Raw genomic sequence first — 18,885 nt, 5'->3', positions numbered from 1 at the left:
ATGACGCAGATGACCGGTGGTCAGGCGCTCGTCGCCGCCCTCGTCGCCCACGGCGTCGACACCGTGTTCGGCATCCCGGGCACCCACAACCTGGAGATCTACCGCCACCTCGCCGAGCAGGGGGTACGGCACATCAGCCACCGCCACGAGCAGGGCGCGGGCTACGCCGCCGACGGTTACGCCCGTACCACCGGCCGGCCGGGGGTGGCTGTCGTGACCAGCGGCCCGGCGGTGCTCAACGCGGCCGCCGCGGTCGGCCAGGCCTACTCCGACTCAGTGCCGGTGCTGCTGGTGTCGCCCGGCCTGCCGTTACGCCATCCGGGCCTCGGCAACGGACTCCTGCACGAGACCAGGGACCAGGGTGCCGCGTTGGCCGCGGTGGCCGCCGCGAGCATCCGGGCCGCCAGCGTCGCCGAGATCCCGATCGCGGTCGCCCAGGCGTTCGCCACCATGACGGCGGGTCGACCCCGACCCGTGCACCTTGAGGTGCCGCTCGACGTCCTCTCCGAGACCGGCGCGGTGGACATTCCCCGGCCCGTGCAGGTGCCCCGGCCGGCCCCGCTGGCCGAACAGATCACCGCCGCGGCGCACCGGCTGGCCGCGGCGCACCGACCGGTCATCCTCGCCGGCGGTGGTGCACGTCGGGCGGGGGAGGAGGTGCGACTGCTCGCCGAACGCCTCGGCGCTCCGGTGGTCACCACTACCAACGGTAAGGGAGTGCTGGCCGAGGACCACCCTCTCGCGCTCGGCGCCGGGATACACCTGCCGTCGGTGCGTGACCTGGTGGCCGAGTCCGACGCGGTACTCGCCGTCGGTACCGAGCTCGCACCCTCGGACCTGTGGAACGGTCCCCTACCGCTCAACGGCCGGCTGATCCGGGTCGATATCGATCCGGTCGGCGCGGTCACCAACGCCGTACCGGACATCGTCCTGATCGCGGACGCGGCGCCCGCGGTGCGTGCGCTGCTGGCGGCTCTCCCGGCGACCAGCACCGCCCCGGCGGCCGTCGAAACCGCCCGCCGGTGGCGGCAGCGCAAGCTCAAGGAGGCGCGGACCGAGGGAGCGGAATGGCTACCGGTCATTGAGGCGCTCGCCGCCGCGCTGCCCCGTGACGCGGTGGTCAGCGCCGACAGCGCGATGGTCTGCTACTACGGCGCGCTGGCCAACCTACCGACCTACCGGCCCTCGTCGTTCCTGTACCCGACCGGATACGGCACCCTCGGCTACGGGCTTCCCGCCGCGGTTGGGGCCAAGGTCGGACACCCGGACCGGCCGGTCGTCGCCCTGCTCGGCGACGGCGGCGTCATGTTCACCGTCGCCGAGCTCGCCACCGCCGCCGCCCTCGGCCTGCCGCTGCCGGTCGTCGTCGTCGACAACAGCGGCTACGGCGAGATCCGCAACGAGATGGTCGATCGCGGTGATCCGGTGCACGCGGTCACGTTCACCGCACCGGACTTCGCCGCCCTCGGCCGTGCCCTCGGCTGCCACGGGGTCACCCTCGACGACCCCGGCACGCTGACCGCCGCGGTCCGCGAGGCCCTCGCCGCCGACCGGCCCACGGTGATCCACCTCAAGCACCACGACCCCGCCGCCATCGCCTCCGAAGGACCACTCGCATGAGCTCGCTACTCGAGATCACCTGGACAGACCCCGTCACGTCGCGGAAAGGCTACGTGGTGATCGACACCCTGATCCGCGGCCTGGCCAGCGGCGGCCTGCGGCTGCGCGACGGCTGCACCCTCGACGAGGTTCGCGGCCTGGCCCAGGGCATGACCCGCAAGGAGTCGCTGGTCTACGACCCGGCCGACCGCTACCTCCCGCTGGGCGGGGGTAAGGGCGGTATCGACATCGACCCCGGCGACCCGGAGGCACCCGAGGTTCTACGCCGGTTCCTCGCCGCGGTACGTCCGATCGTCAAGGAGCAGTGGAACACCGGCGAGGACTTCGGGCTACGCCAGGAGACCCTCGACAAGGTCGCCGCCGATCTCGGTCTGGCCTCCACCGTGGAGGCCGTGTTCGCCATCCTCCCGGATGCCGACGCCGCACGGCAGCGGCTGGCCGAGGCGTTCGCCGTCAACGTGGACGGCCTCTGCCTGGCCGACCTGGTCGGCGGGTACGGTGTCGCCCAGGCGTGCCTGGTGACCGCCGAACGCATGGGCCTGGACCATGAGCGGGTGACCGCCGTGGTGCAGGGCTTCGGCTCGATCGGCGGTGCGGTCGCCCGTTATCTGGCCGCCGCAGGGGTCCGGGTCATCGCGGTGGCGGACCGGGACGGGCTGATCCGCAACGACGCCGGCCTGGACGTCGAACTGCTCCTTGGCGCCCGCGACGGTCTCGGCGTGATCGACCGGGCGGTGCTTCGCCCGGAGGACCGCACCGGCCCGCGTGAGGCCTGGCTCGACGTCCCGTGCGACCTGCTGGTCCCGGCGGCGATGTCGTACGTCATCACCGAGGCCGACACATCCCGCATCACGGCCAGGGTGGTGGTCGAGGGTGCGAACATGCCCACCCTCCCGGAGGCGGAGGCCGCCCTGGTGACACGGGGCATCCCGGTCGTCCCCGACTTTTTGGCGAACGTGATGACCAACGCGTGGTGGTGGTGGATCGTCTTCGGTGACATCGAGCCGACCGCCGCCTCGTCCTACTCGAAGATCGACAGCACCATGCGCCGGCTGGTCGAGGCCGTCAGCGTCGAGGCCGATCGCACCGGCCGCACCCTGCGTGCATGTGCCCTGCAACTGGCGCGGCGCAATGCCGAGGCGGTGACCGAGCGCGCCGGAGTGACCGGGTGAGCCGCGCGGAGTGGCACCGGGCGGAGGTGTTCGTCGGTGGCCGTTGGCGGCCCACGCGTGACGGACGGACCGTCGCGGTCGACAACCCGGCGAGCGAAGAGCCCATCGGCGCCGCCGCGGATGCCGGCGTGGGTGAGGTCGACGATGCGGTCGCCGCGGCCACGGCGGCTTTCGTCGACTGGTCGACCAGACCGGTCGACGAGCGGGTAGACCTGCTCACCAGCTGGCTGAAGGTGCTCGATGCGCGGCGGGACCTGCTGGTCGAAACCACGATCGCCGAGGTCGGCGCGCCCCGGACGGTCGCCGAGCAGGCGCACGTCGACAGCGGCCTCGCGGTTCTGTCGGGCTACCTGACCGCGGCGCCGGACGTGGTGTGGCAGGAGCGGGTAGGCAACTCGCTGGTGCTGCGGGAAGCGGCCGGGGTCGCCGCGTGCATCACCCCGTGGAACTACCCGCTCTACCAGGTGCTGGCCAAGGTCGGTGGTGCACTCGTGGCGGGCAGCACCGTCGTACTCAAACCCGCGGAGCTGACCCCGCTGTCGGCGTACCTGCTTGCCGACGCCGCCGCGGACGCTGGCCTGCCACCCGGCGTGTTCAACCTGGTGCCCGGGGCGGGTCGGGTGGTGGGGGAGGCCCTGGCCGGCCATCCCGGAATCGACGTGCTGTCCTTCACCGGGTCGACCGCTGTCGGCGCCCGCGTGTCGGCGCTGGCCGCACCCACCATCAAGCGGGTCTGCCTCGAGCTGGGCGGGAAGTCGGCGAGCGTCGTACTGCCCGGTGCGGACCTGGCCACCGCCGTGACGGCCACCGTCGAGTCCGCGATGCTGAACTCCGGCCAGACCTGTAGCGCCTGGTCGCGGCTGCTGGTGCCGGCCGACCTGCTGGCCGATGCGGTCGTCGTGGCCGGGCAGGCCACGGCGCGCCTCGTCGTGGGAGACCCGACCGCCGCCGCCACGGCCATCGGACCGGTCGTCTCGGCCGCCCAGCGGGACACCGTCCTGGGTTTCGTGGCCCGGGCAGTCGAAGCCGGTGCGGTCGTCGCCGCGGGCGGGCACGCGCGACCCGACGGCCTCGACCGGGGCCACTACGTGCGGCCCACGGTGCTCACCAACGTGCGGCCCGACGCGGAGATCGTCCTCGAGGAGGTGTTCGGCCCGGTCCTCACTGTGCAGGGGTACGACAGCGAGGCCGAGGCCCTGGCGATGGCCAACGCCACGACGTACGGCCTCGCCGGGGCGGTGTGGGCCGCCGACGAGGACCGCGCGCTCGCCTTCGCTCGTCGCATGCGAACCGGCCAGGTCGACATCAACGGCGGGACCTTCAACCCTGTCGCGCCGTTCGGTGGCTACCGCAGGTCCGGCAACGGCCGGGAGTTGGGCCGGTGGGGCATCGAGGAGTTCCTGGAGACCAAGTCGGTGCAATGGTGACAGCGCAGGCGGTCACGCCCGGACCGCCGCACCGACGAGCACTCAGCTCCGCAGCGCTGGCGCTGGTCGGGGTCACCGTGATCTGGGGCTCCACGTTCTCGTTGTCGAAGGACCTGCTCACCCGGATCGCGGTCACCGACTACCTCGCGCTGCGCTTTCTGCTCGCCGCGCTGGTGGTGGGGTTGGTACGCCCGAGGGCCATCCTGCGGCTGGACCGGCGTGGCGCCCTGATCGGCATCGCGCTGGGCCTGGTCTACTGCGCCGGCCAACTGCTGCAGTTCGTCGGCCTGAAGCACACCGCCGCGACCGTCTCGGCCTTCGTCGTGTCCATGTACGTCGTGTTCACGCCGCTGCTCGGCGCGCTGCTGCTGCGGGTACGCCCGGACCGGCTGACCGTGCTGGCAACCGTTGTGGCTACGGCCGGAGTGGCGGCGATGTCGTTACGGGGCTACGCCTTGGGCTTCGGTGAGGTGCTCACCATGGTGGCGGCACTGCTGTACGCCGTCCACATCCTCGCCCTCGGCCACTGGACGTCGGCGGGTACGGCCTACCCGCTCACCTTCGTGCAGCTGCTCACCATGGGAGTCTGCTTTCTGGCGATCGGGGCGGCGGACGGCCTGCACGGCCCACAGTGGGGCGACCTGCTGTCGTTCCTCTACCTGTCAGTCGTCGCCGGAGCGGTCGCGATGCTGGTGCAGACGTGGGCGCAGGCGCACGTGTCCGCGGCCCGGGCGGCGGTGCTGATGGTGCTGGAACCGGTGTGGGCGGCGTTCTTCGGGTTCGCGCTGTGGGGCGAGACCCTCGACCTACGCGGCGTCGCCGGCGGGTCCCTGGTACTGGTCGCGATGCTGTTTGTGGTGACGACCCGTCGACCGGCGCCGGGACCGCCGGCAGCGTCCATGTTCTCGTCGCGACGGCGACCGGGCGCTGCCCGCGCGCCTCGTCAGACACCGCCGGGGCGGCAGCTGGAAGGTAGGAGACCATGACGGGCCAGGCCACTGTCGCACCCGCCCGCAATCTGCGACCGCCGCCAGGGGACGAAACCTGACCGACGTGGTTTCCCGACCGCCACCGAGGGCTGATCGTGGTTCGAACTTCGGCGTGGACGCAACCTGGTGGTCGCCCGGACCCGTCGAGCTTGCGGAGGAGGGAGCCTCGATGGTGGATGCCGAGCATGAGTTCGTGGAGTACGTGTCAGCGCGACTGCCGAGCCTGCATCGGACCGCGTTTCTGATGTGCGGCGACGCGCATCTGGCGGACGACGTGGTACAGCAGACGATCACGGCGTTGTACGTGAACTGGCGGCGGGTGAGCCGGGCCGACAACGTCGACGCGTACGTGCACCGGATGCTGGTCCACAAGCTCGTCGACGAGAAGCGGTTGGGCTGGGCGAAGGTCCAGCTGCTGGGGTCGGTGCCAGCTCCAGAGCGCCCGCCGGTCACCCCGCAGGACGAGCTGGCCGAGCGGGACAGCCTCGTCGCCGCGCTCGCCCACCTCCCCCGGGGCCAGCGCACCGTGCTGGTCCTGCGGTTCCTGCGCGACCTGTCGCTGGCGGACACAGCCGCCGCGATGGGCTGCTCCGAAGGCAACGTGAAGTCGCAGACGGCTCGGGCGCTGGCAGCGGTCCGCCAGGTGCTCGACGTCACCGAGATGTCCGGGAGGAACGCAAGATGACCACGTTGGACGACCAACGAATCGCCGAACTGCTGCGATCGGCGCCGGTTCCCGAGCCGAGGGTTGACGTCGGCCGCGCCATCCGCGACGGCCGGCGTCGCCGCCAGCGCCGCCGCGTCGGCGGGATCGCCGCAGTATCGGTGCTGGCCGGGCTCGGCGTCGTCGGCGCGGTCCAGCTCACCGGGGCCGTCGGTGGGCCGGCTCCGACCACGCCGGCCCTCGCGGACTCACCGGCCGGGACCAGGTCGACCGCTCCGGTCTCACCGGTCACCTGCGAGGCGTCGTGGTTGCCGCAGCCGATCGACGGTTCGGTCGCGGTGGCGAACGGCGTCGACCCCACCGGCCGGTACATCGTCGGCGACATCGGCACCGGGCGGGAGGACGGGCGGGTCGTCCGGTGGACCGACGGCCGGGCAGGCGTCCTGCCGGCCGGGGCGCGGCACGCGGCCGCGGTCAACGCTGACGGCGTCGTGGTCGGCACCAACGGCGACGGCACCGGTTGGGTCTACCGGGATGGAAAGCTGCGCTTCCTGGCCACCCCACCCGGCTACCACGCGGTCCTCGTGCACGCGGTCAACGGCCGGGGCGACATCGCCGGCACCGCCAGCGGAGCCGGCGACTCGCACCACGCCGTGCTGTGGTCGGTGGACCGCCCGCAGGAGTACCGACTCGTCGGACGGCCGGGATCCACCGCGACCGGCATCACCGAGGACGGCACTGTCGTAGGCGCGATGGGCCAACTGCCCTACCGGTGGACGCCGCAGGGCCGCGGGGCGGCGCTCGCGGTGCCCGACGGCTACCCGCGCGCATCGGTCGACTCGGCGCACGGCGAATGGGCGATCGGCATGGTTCCGGGCGGGCAGCAGGGCGGCGCCGTGCAGATGCTGCCGGTACGTTGGAATCTCACGACCGGGGCGGTGAACCTGCTGCCGTTCCCCGGGGCGGCCGGCATCGCCGGCAACGGCGACCTGCTGGTCGGCGACGGCGCACCGCTGGTCGTCGCCCCGGACGGCACGTCCCGCCGGTTGCCGGGTCGGCCCGAGGTCCGGGCGACCGAGGCGGGCACGTACACGGCCAATGGGATCAGCGACGACGGTCTGACCGTGGTCGGCGCGGTCTACGAGAACCAGGTGTACCGGCCGCTGGTGTGGCGCTGCCACCGCTGAAGGTCGCGCGCTCGGTCCCTGCCGCTGGCACTGGTGTCGGCTGCGGCGGCCGGGGACCGAGCACGCCTGGCACCACCTGTGGCAGCATCGGGTGGACGAAGAAGGAGCATGCATGGCACCGGGGCGAGTGTTGGTGATTGGTCTCGATCCCGTCCGGATTCCTGGCTGGGATCCTGAACCGGTCGTAGCGGCGATCGCGCGCGGCCAGGCCCGTTTCGCTGATCATGGCATCGAGGCCGACATGTGCCTGGTGGTACCCGACGAGAACGCCGAGGGAGCGATCGTTGAGGCTCTGACCGGGAAGGACTACGCCTGCGTGGTGGTGGGGGGCGGTATCCGCAAGCATGAGCCTCTGCTCGAGTTCTTCGAGAAGGTGGTCAACCTTGTTCGGCAGCACGCGCCCCGGGCGGCCATCGCCTTCAACAGCAGCCCTGAGGACACTGCCGATGCCGCACTGCGGTGGCTGCGGTAGGCAACGCGTGGAGTAGTTCGAGGCGATCCGCTCGGCTCAGCCTTCGGTGGCGATGGCAGCGATGGCGGCGTGCGGCCGATGAGTGCCGTCGGCGGGCCGGTGCAGGCGCTCAACCTCGGTGAAGCCGGCGCGCGTCAGTCGCTCGGAGAGCTCGTCGACGGGCCAGCGATAGGCGGTCACGACCTTGTGGTCGAAGGCCGCGACCTCGTCACCGTCGAAGAAGCCCAGCACCAACGTTCCGGACGGGGCCATGGCTCGCCCGAACCTGCTCAATGGTCACCGGGTGACTATAGGAACCATCTCGGATGCGCGCCGAGGGGTACCGTCGTGTGCTGCCCCGGGGCACAGCTGCCTCGCCCCCCTGTGCCGGTCACCTAGTGTTCGGCGCATGACAGAGCGACGTTCCATCCTCAGCGGCTCGACGTTCGAGGAGCAGATCGGCTATGCCCGAGCCGTGGTCGATGGCGACTGGGTGCATGTGTCCGGGACGACCGGCTTCGACTACGCCACCATGACGATTTCCGACGACGTGGTGGAGCAGGCCGAGCAGTGCCTGCGCAACATAGATGCCGCGCTGACCGAGGCGAAGTGCACCTTCGCCGATGTGGTCCGGGTGCGCTATCTGCTGCCCGAACGGGCCGACTTCGAGCCCTGCTGGCCGACCTTGCGTCGCGCCTTCGGCGAGGTCCGGCCAGCCGCCACGATGCTCGTGTGCGGCCTCGCCGACCCTCGGATGAAGATCGAAATCGAGGTGTACGCACGGCGAGCCACCACGTAGCGGCCCGCGCACCAGGCCTGGGGGAACGGGAGGCGTCGTCGAAGTGTCCGACCAGCCCATCCACGAGCAGGCGGCGGGACGCTCCGCGGAACGTTGGCTCCACCGGCCGCTGGTCCTGCACCGGCCCAGATTAGTGCTCAACAATGTCTGACGAGGTCAGCGAGTTGGACCAATTCACGGCACGATTCAGCTGATCGGCGGTGCTCCGCCTTGGCCCCTTCTGGGAAGCGGAGGTCAGACCAGGAGGCGCTCTCGCATCTTCGCACCCAGGTTGATCGCACCTACCACCCGAGGGCCGGTCGGGTCATGAACGTCGAGGGTGTTGTTGCGGCGCATCAGCTCACGGACCGGAGGTGGCAGCCGGGGAGGGTCGTCCATGGTTGCGAGGACCTGCCCGGCGGTCGAGATCAGTCGATCGGCCAGGGCGGCGGCGTCGGTGTCCACCCGCACCCGCCCGTACTCCCAACCGGCGGTGGTGAGGTCGAGCACCTCGAACACGCGGGTCACGAGTGGGTTCGGGTCGGTCACCCGGTCGAGCCGCCCCGCATGGTCGCCGACGACGGCGACCGCGGCGGCCACCTGCGCGTACGGGTGGAAGCCGCACGGCAACGCGAACAGTGGCCACCGCAGGGCCGGGCCGGCCTCCTTCCACAGCGGCCGGGAGTTCCGGCGGTGCACCAGGAGCCGCCGGCCCGTCCGGCGGTGTATGTCGTGGGCCTGGGCCTGCAGGTCCGCATGGGCCTCGTCGGCGACCTGGCTCACGATCCGGGCTGCCACCACCAAGCCGTCGTCGCCCTTCAGCAGTGCGGTGACCGCTTCGACCTGCTCGGAAAACCGGATCTGCGCGTGGGCGCCGTACCGGTACTGGACGTCCCGTAGCAGCGCCTGCTGCCGCTCGGGATCAAGCTGGACCCGCCCGCCGCCCAGCAACCGCCGCAGCCACCGCATTTCGCCTCGTTTCAGCAGAGCCGTCCCGGACCGCGGCAATGCTAGTGCCTCGGGCCTCCCTCGCATTGGGACGGGGTGGGATGAATGGTCTCTGACCATGTTGGCGGTGTACGCCCGCCCGGCCGGCGAGCTCGTGACCTGCACGGGGCGTATGACCCTGTCTCTGAGCACGGCTACCTAGGCGCCGTGCCGTCCCGTCATGCGAGGGTGGTGGTCATGCGTCGACTGCTACCGCAGCTGCTGATCGTGCTCGCTGTTGCCGTGGCCTGCGCCGGGCCGAATGCCCAGCCGGGTCGTCCGGACCGGTCGGCCGCAGAGCCAGCGCCCACCTCGCTGCTCGCCGACGGCAGCGTCCCGTGGGCTGACCTGAAGATCACGGCGGAGGACCTCAACGGGCGCCCGGCCGGACCACGGGTCCCGGCAGCCGCAAGCAAGCCGTGCCGGGCGCAGCAGCTGTCCGGCCGACTCGTCCGCTGGACGCGGCCCGGAAACGGCGGTGAGACACCCCGCGGCAGGGATGCCGCCATCGGCAAGCTCATCGGAGAGGTGGACGTGCGGAACTCGTCGAAGGTCGAGTGCACGTTGCAGGGTGAAGTGCCCACCACCATGTTCGCTGACGGCCGTGAAATTCCCATGCTCTACGAGCACGGCATCAACGGCGAGGCTCGGGCCCGGGTGGTCGCCGTGCCTGCCGGTGGCCACGCCAGCTTGCGCCTGGACTGGTCCGGGCCGTTCTGCCAACCGACTGACGGGGCGCTGGAGCTTGCGATCCAGGTGCCGGACGGCGGCGGCACGTTACGCGCACCCATCACCGCGGACGACCGCCCCGGCTGCCAGCAGGGCGAGGGGGTCAATCCCAACGCGCGGGCGACGCTGTACGTGAGCGGGTTCACCGAGCCGGTCGCGGCGTCGAGGCCTCCATCCTCGCCGCTCGACGAGCTCACCGTCACTGTCGCGGGGCCGCCAGCCGCCGCGGCCGGGTCGCGGCTCACCTTCCGCGTGACACTCGGCAACCCGACCGGTGGCCCGCTCGCGCTGGACCCTTGTCCGGGCTATCTGATGGAACGCTTCTCCCTCGGCGATGCGACGAATGAGGCCGTGAACACGTCTCAGCTGTACCGGCTGAACTGCCGTCCGCTGACCAAGATCCCCGCCGGGGGCACCGCCGTGTTCGAAATGGTCGCCGAGGTGCCGGCCTCCATGCACCCGGGGCGGGAGCTGACGGTCACGTGGAAGCTCTACCTGCCGCACTACGTGCAGCGCGGCAACCAGGTCGGCGCCTTCAGCCTCAAAGTCGCCTGAGCACGGGTGAACGCGCCGGCAGGGAACGAGGCCGACCCGACGGTGCGGGACCAGGTGGATTGATCGACAAATGCCGTTGCACTGCGACAGCCGCATACCATGTGTGGTTATGACACGTCGAGCCGCGATGGCCGGCATTCTCGCGGGAACACTGCTTCTTCTGGGTTACTCGGCTGGCCCGCGGACGGGAAGCGAACCCGCCCCGGTGCCGACCGTCAACGTTGAGGCCGCCACGACGGCCAAGGCGATCGACCTGCTGCGGGCAGGTACGAAGTTCATCGATCACACGAGCTTTCGCGTCGACGTCGACATCGCGAGTCAGGTCACGTCACTGCTGCACGCCGACAACGTCAACAAGCGCGCCGACGCCACGCTCTCGACGTTCGGCCGGATCACCGAGATCCGGATGATCGACAACGACGTCTACATGAAGACCGACGTGGACCTGCCGGGTGTCGGCCACGAATGGATGACCCTCGACCCGGCCCGGGTGCCGTCAGCCTTCGCCCTGAGCTTCGCCCCAGGCAAGAACGACCCCGGCGGCTCGGCCCGCCTCATCAACGCGATCGTCACCGCACGAGCAGACGGCTCGCACATCACCGGGACGATCGACGTGACCCGGATCGGCGCCGGCAACGGGATCAACTTCAACCCCGGCCCTGGTGGCACGTTTCCCGACAGCGTGCGCAGCCACGCGTTCCGCGCAACGCTGGACACCGAGGGTCGGCTGGTCAGTTTCCTGATCCCAGCCGCCAGCGGGATGCCGAACGCGTCCCTTCGCTACAGCGACTTCGGCGCGGCCATCGACGTCACGCGGCCGCGAGGCGCGGTCGCCGCCCCCGACGCCCTGTATCCCCAGCTGGGCATGGGCGGCTGACCGTCGGCCCGGCTCCGCGGGTGTGGGAAGGTGGCTCATGCCCTTGAACAGGTACCACCTCAGAGCTTCGGTCGCCGTGTCCGACATACGAAAGGCGGTCGCCTTCTACGAAGGCAAACTGGGCCTCCAGGCGCTGCGGTCCGGCCCCAGTGCCACCATCGCCGATGGCAGCCGTGTCTATGGGTCTGGTGGCGGGCCGGCGCTGAACGTGTACCAGTCGGTCACTGCCGGGAAGACCTCGGCGACGCTCGCGACGTGGTACGTCGACGACATCGACCAGATTGTTGACGAGCTCACCTCGGCCGGCGTCGAGTTCACGCGCTACGACCAGTTCGCACACGACGCCAAGGGGATCACCGCTCGGGCCGGCGGTGGACGTATCGCGTGGTTCCAGGACCCGGACGGCAACACCTTCGCGCTCGAAGCCGACGTCTGACTCCTTCCCAGCGCAGGCCGGTGGCTCGGGGGACCAGGAGGGTTGGGTAGTTTCCTGTCATGAGTGACGACACCTTCCGCTCGGTGGAGATCGAGCGCACCGGTCTGGGGAACTACGTCGCCCGGAACATCCGCGGCGGTTCGCTGTCGATGGGCACGGGCGAGGACGCCAGCTTCACGCCGGTGGAACTGCTGCTGGCTGCCATCGGCGGCTGCACCGCGGTGGACGTGGACCACATCACCAGCCGCCGCGCCGAGCCGACCCGGTTCTCCGTCGACGTCACGGGCGACAAGATCCGGGATGAGGCCGGAGGAAACCGGATGCAGAACCTCAGGGTCGAGTTCACCGTGACGTTCCCGGTGGGCGAGGACGGCGACAGGGCCCGCGAGGCGCTGCCCCGGTCGTTGCAGCAGTCGCACGAACGGTTGTGCACCGTCTCCCGTACCGTCGAACTTGGCACTCCCGTCTCGATCGTCGAGGCTGCCGGACCCGACGAGGAGTGAGGTTTCCGGGCGGACGAGCGGACGTCCGTTCCTCACGTCACCCGAGCCACGCGACGCAGCGCAGGTGTCAGTTCGGAGCGCGCAGCCCCGCTAGCACCAGTCTGCCCAGCCGTCGAATCAACACTGCGCTTCTCTCCGGCGGCAGAGCCCGGAAGGACGCGATCGCCAGGAGGCCAGCCCGGACGTCGTCGACCGTGACACCTTCGCGGAGAACTCCCGCGGCGTGTGCCCGTCCGACGAGCGTTTCGAAGGCTGCTGAATGCTCTTTCCGTTCCCGTCTGAACGCGAGCCCGGCTTCGTGTGATCCGAGCAGCGCCTCGTTGAGCCCTCGGTCCTGTACCTGTCGGTCCGCGAACCGCAGAATCGTGCCGGAGAGCGCCCGCCACGGGTCCGGGTCTGCCAGCGCCTGACGCATCTCGGCACCGCACACGGCGACCCGCTCGGAGAGCACCGCCGTGATGAGGTCCGCCCGGGTCGGGAAATGCCGGTAGACGGTCGCGATGCCAACCGACGAACGGCGAGCCACCTCCCGGACGGGTACCTCGAGCCCACCCTCGGCGAACGCTTCGCGCGCCGCGGTCACGACGCGTTCGCGGTTGGCCCGAGCGTCCGAGCGCTCGATCCGAGACATCCGTTGTCCCTGCTCTCTCACCTCGACCGCATCTGGAACACCTGCTCCGTTTCGTCGTTACGGTACTGCGGAGCCGGACCCTCCGGCCAGGGAAGGAAGCGGTGTTCGCACTTCAGTTCCATCAGTTTGGCGGCCCCGAGGTTCTCCAGGTGGGTAGCGCCGACATGCCTCACCCCGGCGCTGGCGAGATCCGCGTGCGGGTCAGAGCGGGCGGACTCTCGCCGGTCGATCTCGGCCTCCGGTCCGGGGCCACCCCGATGAGCACACGATTGTCGCTACCACACATTCCGGGCGTCGACGCGGCCGGAGTCGTCGACGCGGTCGGACCGGGTGTCACGGGTGTCGGCGTGGGCGACGACGTGTTCGGCACGGTGAACGTCGCCCGGCTCGGCGGCGCCCACGCCGAATTCGCGGTACTGCGGCTCTGGGCGCACAAGCCTGCCTCGATGCCGTGGGCACAGGCCGGAGCCGCAGGATCGAGCATCGAAACCGCCACCCGGGCCCTCGACCTCCTCGACCTGCGGGACGGAATGACCATCGTCGTCGACGGTGCCGCCGGCGGTGTCGGCAGTGTCGCCGTGCAACTCGCCGCCGCACGCGGCGCGCACGTCATCGGGACCGGACGGTCCGACAACCACGCCTTCATCACCGAGTTGGGCGCCACCCCGACCACGTACGGCCCGGGACTTGCGCACCGCATCCCCGCACTCGGCGTGACCAGGGTCGACCGCGCTCTCGACATCGCCGGGGCGGGCTCGCTCCCGGAACTGATCGAGATCACCGGGACACCCGAGAAGGTGGTGACCCTCGCCGACTTCGGCGCGGCCCGGCACAACGTCCGCATCTCGACCGGACAGCTCGGAGGCCAACCCGACGGACGCCACGGCCTTGCCGAGGCGGCGGCACTGTTCGCTGAGGGCCGCTTCCGGATGCCGATCGAGGCCGTGTTCACCCTCGATCAGGCTGCCGCCGCGCATACCGCCGCAGGCGAAGGCTCCCGCCGCGGCAAGATCGCCATCATCGTCAGCGACGACCGGGCGGACATCTGACGATCCGCAGGCGGCGGACGAGATCACGGGCTGTCGCCGACTTCGACAGACCCTAACGGGCTGGCAGCGGTGCGACCGGACGGACCGAGGTGAACTGGGCGTGCTCGTACCGGTGCCGGAAAGCAGCAATAGCCACTCGTCGCAGCCCTGCCACGGGTAGAGGTCGGCGGTGCCGCCGCGCACGGTCCGGTGCCCGTCGCCGGTGCGTGGTCGGGCGTCCGCGGGCGCGCCCGCGAAACCGGGGATCCATACGTCGGCGCAGATCTCACTCGCCGAGCCGAACGCGGCCAGGCCGAACGCGTTCTCCCCGGCCGCCGTCCGTTCCTCATCGCACAAGCGCCGAACGCTAGCAACTCGACCGCCGACCGTACCGTGCGTGCACGGGTCGGCCGCCGGCTCGATTGGGGGAGTGGGCTGGGCGCGGCAGGGGTGGGCTGAATGGTCCGGGTGGCAGGACCGCCACCACTGGCCGACGGCTCAGCGAGGCCGGCGTGGCGATGCCCAGCCCTGCTGTTGCAGCCGTTCGATGCCGTCGAGGAGCAGGTCGAGCGCGAACTCGAACTCGAACTGGTCGTCACAGCCCTGCCCGAGGACGGACGCGTCGTCGTGGGACGCCGCCATGGCGATCTCCGCGACGTGTGGGAATCTGGCCGCGATCTCCGGGGGCAGGGCCGCCGGTGGCTCCGGGGTGGTCGTGCCGGACCGGCCGGCGCGCCGGGCGGCGTCGAACAGCTCCTGGCTGAAGCCCAGGATCCGGCTACCCATCGCGTGCATGACGTGGTGCGCGAGGTCGACGGAGAACCCGCCGGCCCGGAACGTTCCGATCATCGAGTCGAGGTAGGACAGGATGGCCGGCGTCGCCATGTTCCGTGACTCGATCGCGAGCGGCGCCCAGGGGTGGCGCTGCAGCACCTGCCGCGCCGAGAGGATGCGCTGGCGGACGGTGAGCTTCCAGTCGGCGTCGGGCACGGGCGGGTCGATCTCGCCTACGACGACGTCGATCATGCCGTCGAGCAGTTCGTCTTTGTTGGCCACGTGCTTGTAGAGGGCCATCGGCACGACGCCCAGTTCCTGAGCGAGGTTGCGCATGCTGAGGGATTCGATCCCGGCCCCGTCGGCGAGCGCGACGGCGGCGTGCAGGACCCGGTCCCTGCTCAGCGGCGTCCGGCGCAGCGTCTCAGCCTGCTCAGCCATCTCGCTCCTCATCGTTCGGCGGCCGATTGAACCATAATCCTCTTGACAGGTGTACGGCGTACACCTACCTTGTTTCTAAGGGTGTACGCCGTACACTCGGGGAAGGGGAGCAAGATGAAGGCGATCGTTCAAGACCGCTACGGCCCGCCGGAGACGCTCACGCTCGCGGAGGTGGACGCGCCGGTCCCTGCCGCCGACGAAGTGCTCGTGCGGGTGGAGGCCGCCGCGCTCAACGCGTACGACTGGCATGCCATGCGTGGTGACCCCCGGATGGCGCGGCTGGCCATGGGCCGATCAAGGCCCCGAGCACGCATCCGCGGCCGCGACTTCGCCGGCCGGGTCGAGGCCGTCGGCAAGCAGGTTCGCCAGGTGCGCCCGGGTGACGCCGTCTTCGGCGACCTCGGTGACGCCAACGGCGCGTTCGCCGAGTACGTGTGCGTACCCGAGACCCTTGTCGCGCCGCAGCCGGCGAACCTGACGCCGCAGCAGGCGGCCGCCCTGCCACTGGCCGGCATCACCGCGCTCATGGGCCTGAGCGGTGTCGGGCAGGTCGAGTCGGGCCACCGCGTTCTCATCAACGGGGCCTCCGGCGGCGTCGGCACCATGGCCGTCCAACTGGCCAAGACGCTCGGAGCGACCGTGACCGGTGTGTGCAGCACCCGCAACGTCGACCTGGTCCGCTCCCTCGGCGCCGACCACGTCGTCGACTACACCCAGGACGACTTCACCCGCGACATCCGCCGCTACGACGTCGTGTTCGACCTGGTCGGCAACCGCTCACTCACCGCGCTCCGGCGGGTGCTGACCCCGACCGGGACGCTGGTGCTCTCCGGCGGCGGCGTGTACCGCGGCGGGAGCCTCATCGGACCGGTCAAGCTCATCGCGCGGGGGCGGCTGCTGGCACCCTTCGTCCGACACCGCATCGTCATCCTCACGGCGGCACCCAGCCGGCAGCACCTCGACACGCTCCGCGCGCACGCCGAGACCGGCCGCCTCACCCCGGTCATCGACCGCACCTATCCGCTGCACGAGGTGCCCCAGGCCATGCGATACCTCGAAGGTGAACACGCGCGGGCGAAAGTCGTCATCACCGTCTGACGTGCGCGCCGGCGGGCATCGACGGGTCGTCGGATCGGCGGCCGGCGCAACCCGGGTCGGGCCGTCCATCGCCGATCCCATCCCTCTGTCACGCCACAGCCCTGTCGGTCCTCGCCGCCTCGAGCAGCGCGGCGAGTGGCCGAGGCAGCGCACCCCGGCCGATTGCCGCCTCGGCGAGCAGTCGTGCGTAGCGCAGATTGCGACGCGCGCCGCTGCGGAGGAACCGCCACATCTGCCGCTCGGGTTCCTGGCCGCGCCAGGCGGGTTGGTTCTGCAGCGAGCGGAACGAACCCAGATCGCCCTGCGAGTCGAACAGGGCTTCCACCTCTGCGGCGCCCACGGCCCGGATCAGTTCCTCTTCGAGGTCGTTGACGCAGACGTGAAACCCGAGGCGCTCCATGTCGGCGCGAGTGTGGGGCGAGCCGATCTGGGCGGCGACCAGTGCGCGCCGGAAGACTTCCTCCTCACGCACGTCGTACAGGCCGGCGAGACGCACCTGAGTGGTCAGCGGGCCCAGCTCGGTCAGGAAGCGGCCGATCGCGTGTGCCCCGCCGATCGGCACGATCACGACGCGCTCCGCTTCGAGATCCCGGCCGCCGCCGGTCGCGGCCGTCTCGAGCGCGATCTGGTCGCTGAGACCCTCGACCAGGACCAGGGCCACAGCGTCGCCCATCTTCGCCCGGGCGCTGGTCATCGCCCGGGTTGTGGCGTCAGGGCCACTCTCGTAGCCATCGAGCGCCCTGCGGGCTAGCTCACGACGTTGGGCGAGATCCATGGTGGTTCCGTCGGCTGGGATGCGGGTCGTGGCCATCATCGTCGAGGCGTATGGCGGCGACAACCCGATATCGGAGGTCGGGCGACCGGGCGGCGGCGCGGTGCTTGAGAACGATGAGTCCGGGGTACCGAAAGCATCATGCCGAGTGTGGGGCAAGTCGTCGGAGACCGTTACCGCCTGGTCGAGAGCATCGCCAGCGGCGGAATGGGCGACGTGTGGCGGGCGGTTGACGAGACCCTGGACCGCTGCGTGGCCGTCAAGATGCTGCACCCCCGCCTGGTCGCCGACGCCGGCTTCGGCGAGCGGTTCCGCCGCGAGGCACGCGCCATGGCGGCCCTGCGTCACCCGGGTGTCGCCCAGGTCTACGACTACGGCGAGATGTCCCGGCCCGGAGAGCCGGTCCTCGCCTACATCGTGATGGAATGTGTGCAGGGACAGTCCCTGTCGGAGCGGATCGCCGAGGTCGGCCAGCTGGGCGCGGCCGAGGCGATGTCAATCGCCGCGCAGACCGCCCGAGCCCTGCAGGCCGCGCACGACGCCGGCATCGTCCACCGGGACGTCAAGCCCAACAATCTGATCATCGAGCCGGACGGGCACGTCGTGCTCGTCGACTTCGGCGTTGCCGTCATGCCGGAGGCGGCGAGCCTGACCGGGGTGAACCAGGTCGTCGGCACCGCCCTGTACATGGCGCCCGAGCAGGTGTCCAAGAACGAGAGCACACCGGCGATCGACATCTACGCGCTGGGCGCTGTCGTCCACCACTGCCTCGCCGGTGAACCCCCGTACCAGGGCGACAACGCCGTCGCGGTGGCGCTGCGCCACCTCGAAGAGGAACCACCGCCGCTGCCCGAGAGCGTCCCGGCGCAGGTACGGCAGCTGGTGGCCATCGCGATGGCCAAGGAGCCCACCCGCCGGTTCCCGACGGCGGCGGCCCTGGCCACCGCGGCGCAGGCGCTCGCGGACTCGTCCGACCCGCAACTGAGGGCCGCCACCTGGGCGACCGCGACCGGGCCGCGGACCGAGCACCCGAACACCCGGCGGTTGGCCCTCGGCGGCGCATTGAGCCGGGGTGTCCGTCCCGGACGTACGACGCTCGCGGTGCTTCTCGGATCGTTGGCCGCTGTTGCTGCCGTCCTGGTGCTGGCTGATCCCACCGGGATGCGGCCGGGCCCGGCCGGGCGACCGTCGGGACCTCCCGCGGTACCGCCCGCGGTGCGGACATCGGTGCCACCCGGGCAGGACAAGCCTGGCCCTGGCGTCGGTGGCGGCGAACCCGCCACACGCAATTCCGCCGGTCCGCCGGTACGCGTGCCCGCATCCGCGACCCCGACGACCAGCCGTCCAGCAGCCGAGGGCACGACGGGCCGGTCCACGCCTTCAGGCGACAGCAGTCAGGGTTCACCCGGCCCCACCACCTCTGAAAGCGCCCCGCAGGAACCGACGCCGGCTCCCACGGGCGCAACGACAGCGGCACCGACCGAGGAGCCGGCGGATGCACCGACGGCGGAGGAGTCGGCGGCCGGAGGCAACGCGGTGGCGCCGGTCCAGTCGGCGACGGCGGATGCCACGGGCGCCGACCTCACCGCCCGCCTCGACGGGTGACCCGGAGATCCGGCCCAAGTCGCCCCAGGTCGGGCCAGAGGCGGGCGGGATGATGACAGACCTGCTGTGGCGGGGGGGGGGGGGGGCGCCCCCCCCCCCCCCCCCCCGGCGGGGGTGGCGGGCGGGGGCCGCCGGGGCGGCGGCCGCCGGGGCCGGCGGGG

At 71.1% G+C, this 18,885-nt stretch carries 19 protein-coding genes and 2 pseudogenes; 15 read left to right on the top strand and 6 right to left on the bottom strand.

All coding sequences use genetic code 11. The features are described 5' to 3' along the window. Nucleotides 1–9: 9 nt before the first annotated feature. The 7 genes from ACWD6N_RS29615 (at nucleotide 10) to ACWD6N_RS29585 (ending at nucleotide 7,531) form a co-directional block, all read left to right on the top strand. On the top strand, nucleotides 10–1,620 hold the full coding sequence (locus tag ACWD6N_RS29615) for a 5-guanidino-2-oxopentanoate decarboxylase (protein WP_387327622.1): 1,611 nt from the start codon (nucleotides 10–12) through the stop codon (nucleotides 1,618–1,620). Further along, nucleotides 1,617–2,792, top strand: a complete 1,176-nt coding sequence (locus ACWD6N_RS29610; RefSeq protein WP_387327619.1) for a Glu/Leu/Phe/Val dehydrogenase dimerization domain-containing protein — start codon at nucleotides 1,617–1,619, stop codon at nucleotides 2,790–2,792. Before ACWD6N_RS29615 ends, ACWD6N_RS29610 begins: the two co-directional genes overlap by 4 nt. Continuing rightward, nucleotides 2,789–4,219, top strand: a complete 1,431-nt coding sequence (locus ACWD6N_RS29605; RefSeq protein WP_387327616.1) for an aldehyde dehydrogenase family protein — start codon at nucleotides 2,789–2,791, stop codon at nucleotides 4,217–4,219. The genes ACWD6N_RS29610 and ACWD6N_RS29605 overlap by 4 nt, the downstream gene beginning before the upstream one ends. Then, entirely contained in the window at nucleotides 4,216–5,205 is a 990-nt protein-coding gene (locus ACWD6N_RS29600) for a DMT family transporter (protein WP_387327614.1), read from the top strand. The genes ACWD6N_RS29605 and ACWD6N_RS29600 overlap by 4 nt, the downstream gene beginning before the upstream one ends. A 175-nt stretch (nucleotides 5,206–5,380) precedes the next feature. Further along, nucleotides 5,381–5,893, top strand: a complete 513-nt coding sequence (locus ACWD6N_RS29595; RefSeq protein ID WP_449938814.1) for a SigE family RNA polymerase sigma factor — start codon at nucleotides 5,381–5,383, stop codon at nucleotides 5,891–5,893. After that, nucleotides 5,890–7,059 (top strand): hypothetical protein, encoded by a 1,170-nt coding sequence (locus ACWD6N_RS29590; protein WP_387327608.1) that lies wholly within the window; start codon nucleotides 5,890–5,892, stop codon nucleotides 7,057–7,059. The genes ACWD6N_RS29595 and ACWD6N_RS29590 overlap by 4 nt, the downstream gene beginning before the upstream one ends. A gap of 112 nt (nucleotides 7,060–7,171) precedes the next feature. Next, nucleotides 7,172–7,531: a hypothetical protein gene (locus ACWD6N_RS29585; RefSeq protein ID WP_387327605.1), complete on the top strand. Its 360-nt coding sequence runs from the start codon at nucleotides 7,172–7,174 to the stop codon at nucleotides 7,529–7,531. Nucleotides 7,532–7,567: 36 nt separating this feature from the next. Here ACWD6N_RS29585 and ACWD6N_RS29580 read toward each other — a convergent pair. Beyond that, nucleotides 7,568–7,804 (bottom strand): annotated as a pseudogene (locus ACWD6N_RS29580) (SAM-dependent methyltransferase); the annotation flags it as partial. 115 nt (nucleotides 7,805–7,919) lie between these two features. Between ACWD6N_RS29580 and ACWD6N_RS29575 the strand changes: the two are divergent. Continuing rightward, nucleotides 7,920–8,309 carry a RidA family protein gene (locus tag ACWD6N_RS29575; RefSeq protein ID WP_354965771.1) on the top strand — a complete coding sequence of 130 codons (390 nt, stop codon included), beginning with the start codon at nucleotides 7,920–7,922 and terminating at the stop codon, nucleotides 8,307–8,309. Nucleotides 8,310–8,543: 234 nt separating this feature from the next. Here ACWD6N_RS29575 and ACWD6N_RS29570 read toward each other — a convergent pair whose 3' ends face one another. After that, nucleotides 8,544–9,257: a hypothetical protein gene (locus ACWD6N_RS29570; protein ID WP_354965770.1), complete on the bottom strand. Its 714-nt coding sequence runs from the start codon at nucleotides 9,255–9,257 to the stop codon at nucleotides 8,544–8,546. A 216-nt stretch (nucleotides 9,258–9,473) separates the two neighbouring features. Here ACWD6N_RS29570 and ACWD6N_RS29565 point away from each other — a divergent pair, with 216 nt between their 5' ends. The 4 genes from ACWD6N_RS29565 to ACWD6N_RS29550 all read left to right on the top strand — a co-directional run bounded on the left by ACWD6N_RS29565 (nucleotide 9,474) and on the right by ACWD6N_RS29550 (nucleotide 12,375). Continuing rightward, nucleotides 9,474–10,559, top strand: a complete 1,086-nt coding sequence (locus tag ACWD6N_RS29565) for a hypothetical protein (RefSeq protein WP_387327602.1) — start codon at nucleotides 9,474–9,476, stop codon at nucleotides 10,557–10,559. Nucleotides 10,560–10,668: 109 nt separating this feature from the next. Beyond that, entirely contained in the window at nucleotides 10,669–11,436 is a 768-nt protein-coding gene (locus tag ACWD6N_RS29560; protein WP_387327599.1) for a hypothetical protein, read from the top strand. A 37-nt stretch (nucleotides 11,437–11,473) separates the two neighbouring features. After that, complete coding sequence (locus tag ACWD6N_RS29555) at nucleotides 11,474–11,872, top strand: VOC family protein (RefSeq protein ID WP_354965767.1); 399 nt, start codon at nucleotides 11,474–11,476, stop codon at nucleotides 11,870–11,872. A 59-nt stretch (nucleotides 11,873–11,931) separates the two neighbouring features. Beyond that, complete coding sequence (locus ACWD6N_RS29550; protein WP_387327595.1) at nucleotides 11,932–12,375, top strand: OsmC family protein; 444 nt, start codon at nucleotides 11,932–11,934, stop codon at nucleotides 12,373–12,375. Nucleotides 12,376–12,442: 67 nt separating this feature from the next. Here ACWD6N_RS29550 and ACWD6N_RS29545 read toward each other — a convergent pair whose 3' ends face one another. Beyond that, entirely contained in the window at nucleotides 12,443–13,006 is a 564-nt protein-coding gene (locus ACWD6N_RS29545) for a TetR/AcrR family transcriptional regulator (RefSeq protein WP_387327592.1), read from the bottom strand. Nucleotides 13,007–13,107: 101 nt separating this feature from the next. Between ACWD6N_RS29545 and ACWD6N_RS29540 the strand changes: the two genes are divergently transcribed. Beyond that, a complete protein-coding gene (locus ACWD6N_RS29540) occupies nucleotides 13,108–14,055 on the top strand; it encodes an NADP-dependent oxidoreductase (RefSeq protein ID WP_450005455.1) in 948 nt (315 codons plus the stop codon). 52 nt (nucleotides 14,056–14,107) lie between these two features. Here ACWD6N_RS29540 and ACWD6N_RS29535 read toward each other — a convergent pair. Both ACWD6N_RS29535 and ACWD6N_RS29530 read right to left on the bottom strand, forming a co-directional pair. After that, nucleotides 14,108–14,385: pseudogene (locus ACWD6N_RS29535) on the bottom strand (hypothetical protein); the annotation flags it as partial. Between the two features lie 147 nt (nucleotides 14,386–14,532). Continuing rightward, entirely contained in the window at nucleotides 14,533–15,249 is a 717-nt protein-coding gene (locus ACWD6N_RS29530) for a TetR/AcrR family transcriptional regulator (RefSeq protein WP_387327586.1), read from the bottom strand. Nucleotides 15,250–15,363: 114 nt separating this feature from the next. On the opposite strand from ACWD6N_RS29530, the gene ACWD6N_RS29525 reads away from it, so the two are divergent. Continuing rightward, the gene (locus tag ACWD6N_RS29525) at nucleotides 15,364–16,347 is read left to right on the top strand and encodes an NAD(P)-dependent alcohol dehydrogenase (protein ID WP_387327583.1); all 984 of its coding nucleotides are present in this window, start codon (nucleotides 15,364–15,366) and stop codon (nucleotides 16,345–16,347) included. 88 nt (nucleotides 16,348–16,435) lie between these two features. On the opposite strand, the gene ACWD6N_RS29520 is transcribed toward ACWD6N_RS29525, so the two are convergent. Then, nucleotides 16,436–17,161, bottom strand: coding sequence for a TOPRIM nucleotidyl transferase/hydrolase domain-containing protein (locus ACWD6N_RS29520; RefSeq protein WP_354965761.1), 726 nt, complete (start codon nucleotides 17,159–17,161; stop codon nucleotides 16,436–16,438). Nucleotides 17,162–17,269: 108 nt separating this feature from the next. Between ACWD6N_RS29520 and ACWD6N_RS29515 the strand changes: the two genes are divergently transcribed. Next, nucleotides 17,270–18,724 (top strand): serine/threonine-protein kinase, encoded by a 1,455-nt coding sequence (locus ACWD6N_RS29515; RefSeq protein ID WP_354965760.1) that lies wholly within the window; start codon nucleotides 17,270–17,272, stop codon nucleotides 18,722–18,724. The last annotated feature ends 161 nt before the right edge of the window (nucleotides 18,725–18,885 follow it).

Source organism: Micromonospora sp. NPDC005163, from assembly GCF_053599835.1.
Note: the sequence above shows the minus strand (reverse complement) of the source record. Positions and strands in the feature narration are given on the sequence as shown.

Excerpts from the sequence above, each read along its gene's own strand:
- ACWD6N_RS29615 (WP_387327622.1), top strand. The coding sequence starts at position 10 with ATGACCGGTGGTCAGGCGCTCGTCGCCGCCCTCGTCGCCCACGGCGTC.
- ACWD6N_RS29610 (WP_387327619.1), top strand. The coding sequence starts at position 1,617 with ATGAGCTCGCTACTCGAGATCACCTGGACAGACCCCGTCACGTCGCGG.
- ACWD6N_RS29590 (WP_387327608.1), top strand. The coding sequence starts at position 5,890 with ATGACCACGTTGGACGACCAACGAATCGCCGAACTGCTGCGATCGGCG.
- ACWD6N_RS29585 (WP_387327605.1), top strand. The coding sequence starts at position 7,172 with ATGGCACCGGGGCGAGTGTTGGTGATTGGTCTCGATCCCGTCCGGATT.
- ACWD6N_RS29575 (WP_354965771.1), top strand. The coding sequence starts at position 7,920 with ATGACAGAGCGACGTTCCATCCTCAGCGGCTCGACGTTCGAGGAGCAG.
- ACWD6N_RS29570 (WP_354965770.1), bottom strand. The coding sequence starts at position 9,257 with ATGCGGTGGCTGCGGCGGTTGCTGGGCGGCGGGCGGGTCCAGCTTGAT.
- ACWD6N_RS29565 (WP_387327602.1), top strand. The coding sequence starts at position 9,474 with ATGCGTCGACTGCTACCGCAGCTGCTGATCGTGCTCGCTGTTGCCGTG.
- ACWD6N_RS29560 (WP_387327599.1), top strand. The coding sequence starts at position 10,669 with ATGACACGTCGAGCCGCGATGGCCGGCATTCTCGCGGGAACACTGCTT.
- ACWD6N_RS29555 (WP_354965767.1), top strand. The coding sequence starts at position 11,474 with ATGCCCTTGAACAGGTACCACCTCAGAGCTTCGGTCGCCGTGTCCGAC.
- ACWD6N_RS29550 (WP_387327595.1), top strand. The coding sequence starts at position 11,932 with ATGAGTGACGACACCTTCCGCTCGGTGGAGATCGAGCGCACCGGTCTG.
- ACWD6N_RS29545 (WP_387327592.1), bottom strand. The coding sequence starts at position 13,006 with ATGTCTCGGATCGAGCGCTCGGACGCTCGGGCCAACCGCGAACGCGTC.
- ACWD6N_RS29530 (WP_387327586.1), bottom strand. The coding sequence starts at position 15,249 with ATGGCTGAGCAGGCTGAGACGCTGCGCCGGACGCCGCTGAGCAGGGAC.
- ACWD6N_RS29525 (WP_387327583.1), top strand. The coding sequence starts at position 15,364 with ATGAAGGCGATCGTTCAAGACCGCTACGGCCCGCCGGAGACGCTCACG.
- ACWD6N_RS29520 (WP_354965761.1), bottom strand. The coding sequence starts at position 17,161 with ATGATGGCCACGACCCGCATCCCAGCCGACGGAACCACCATGGATCTC.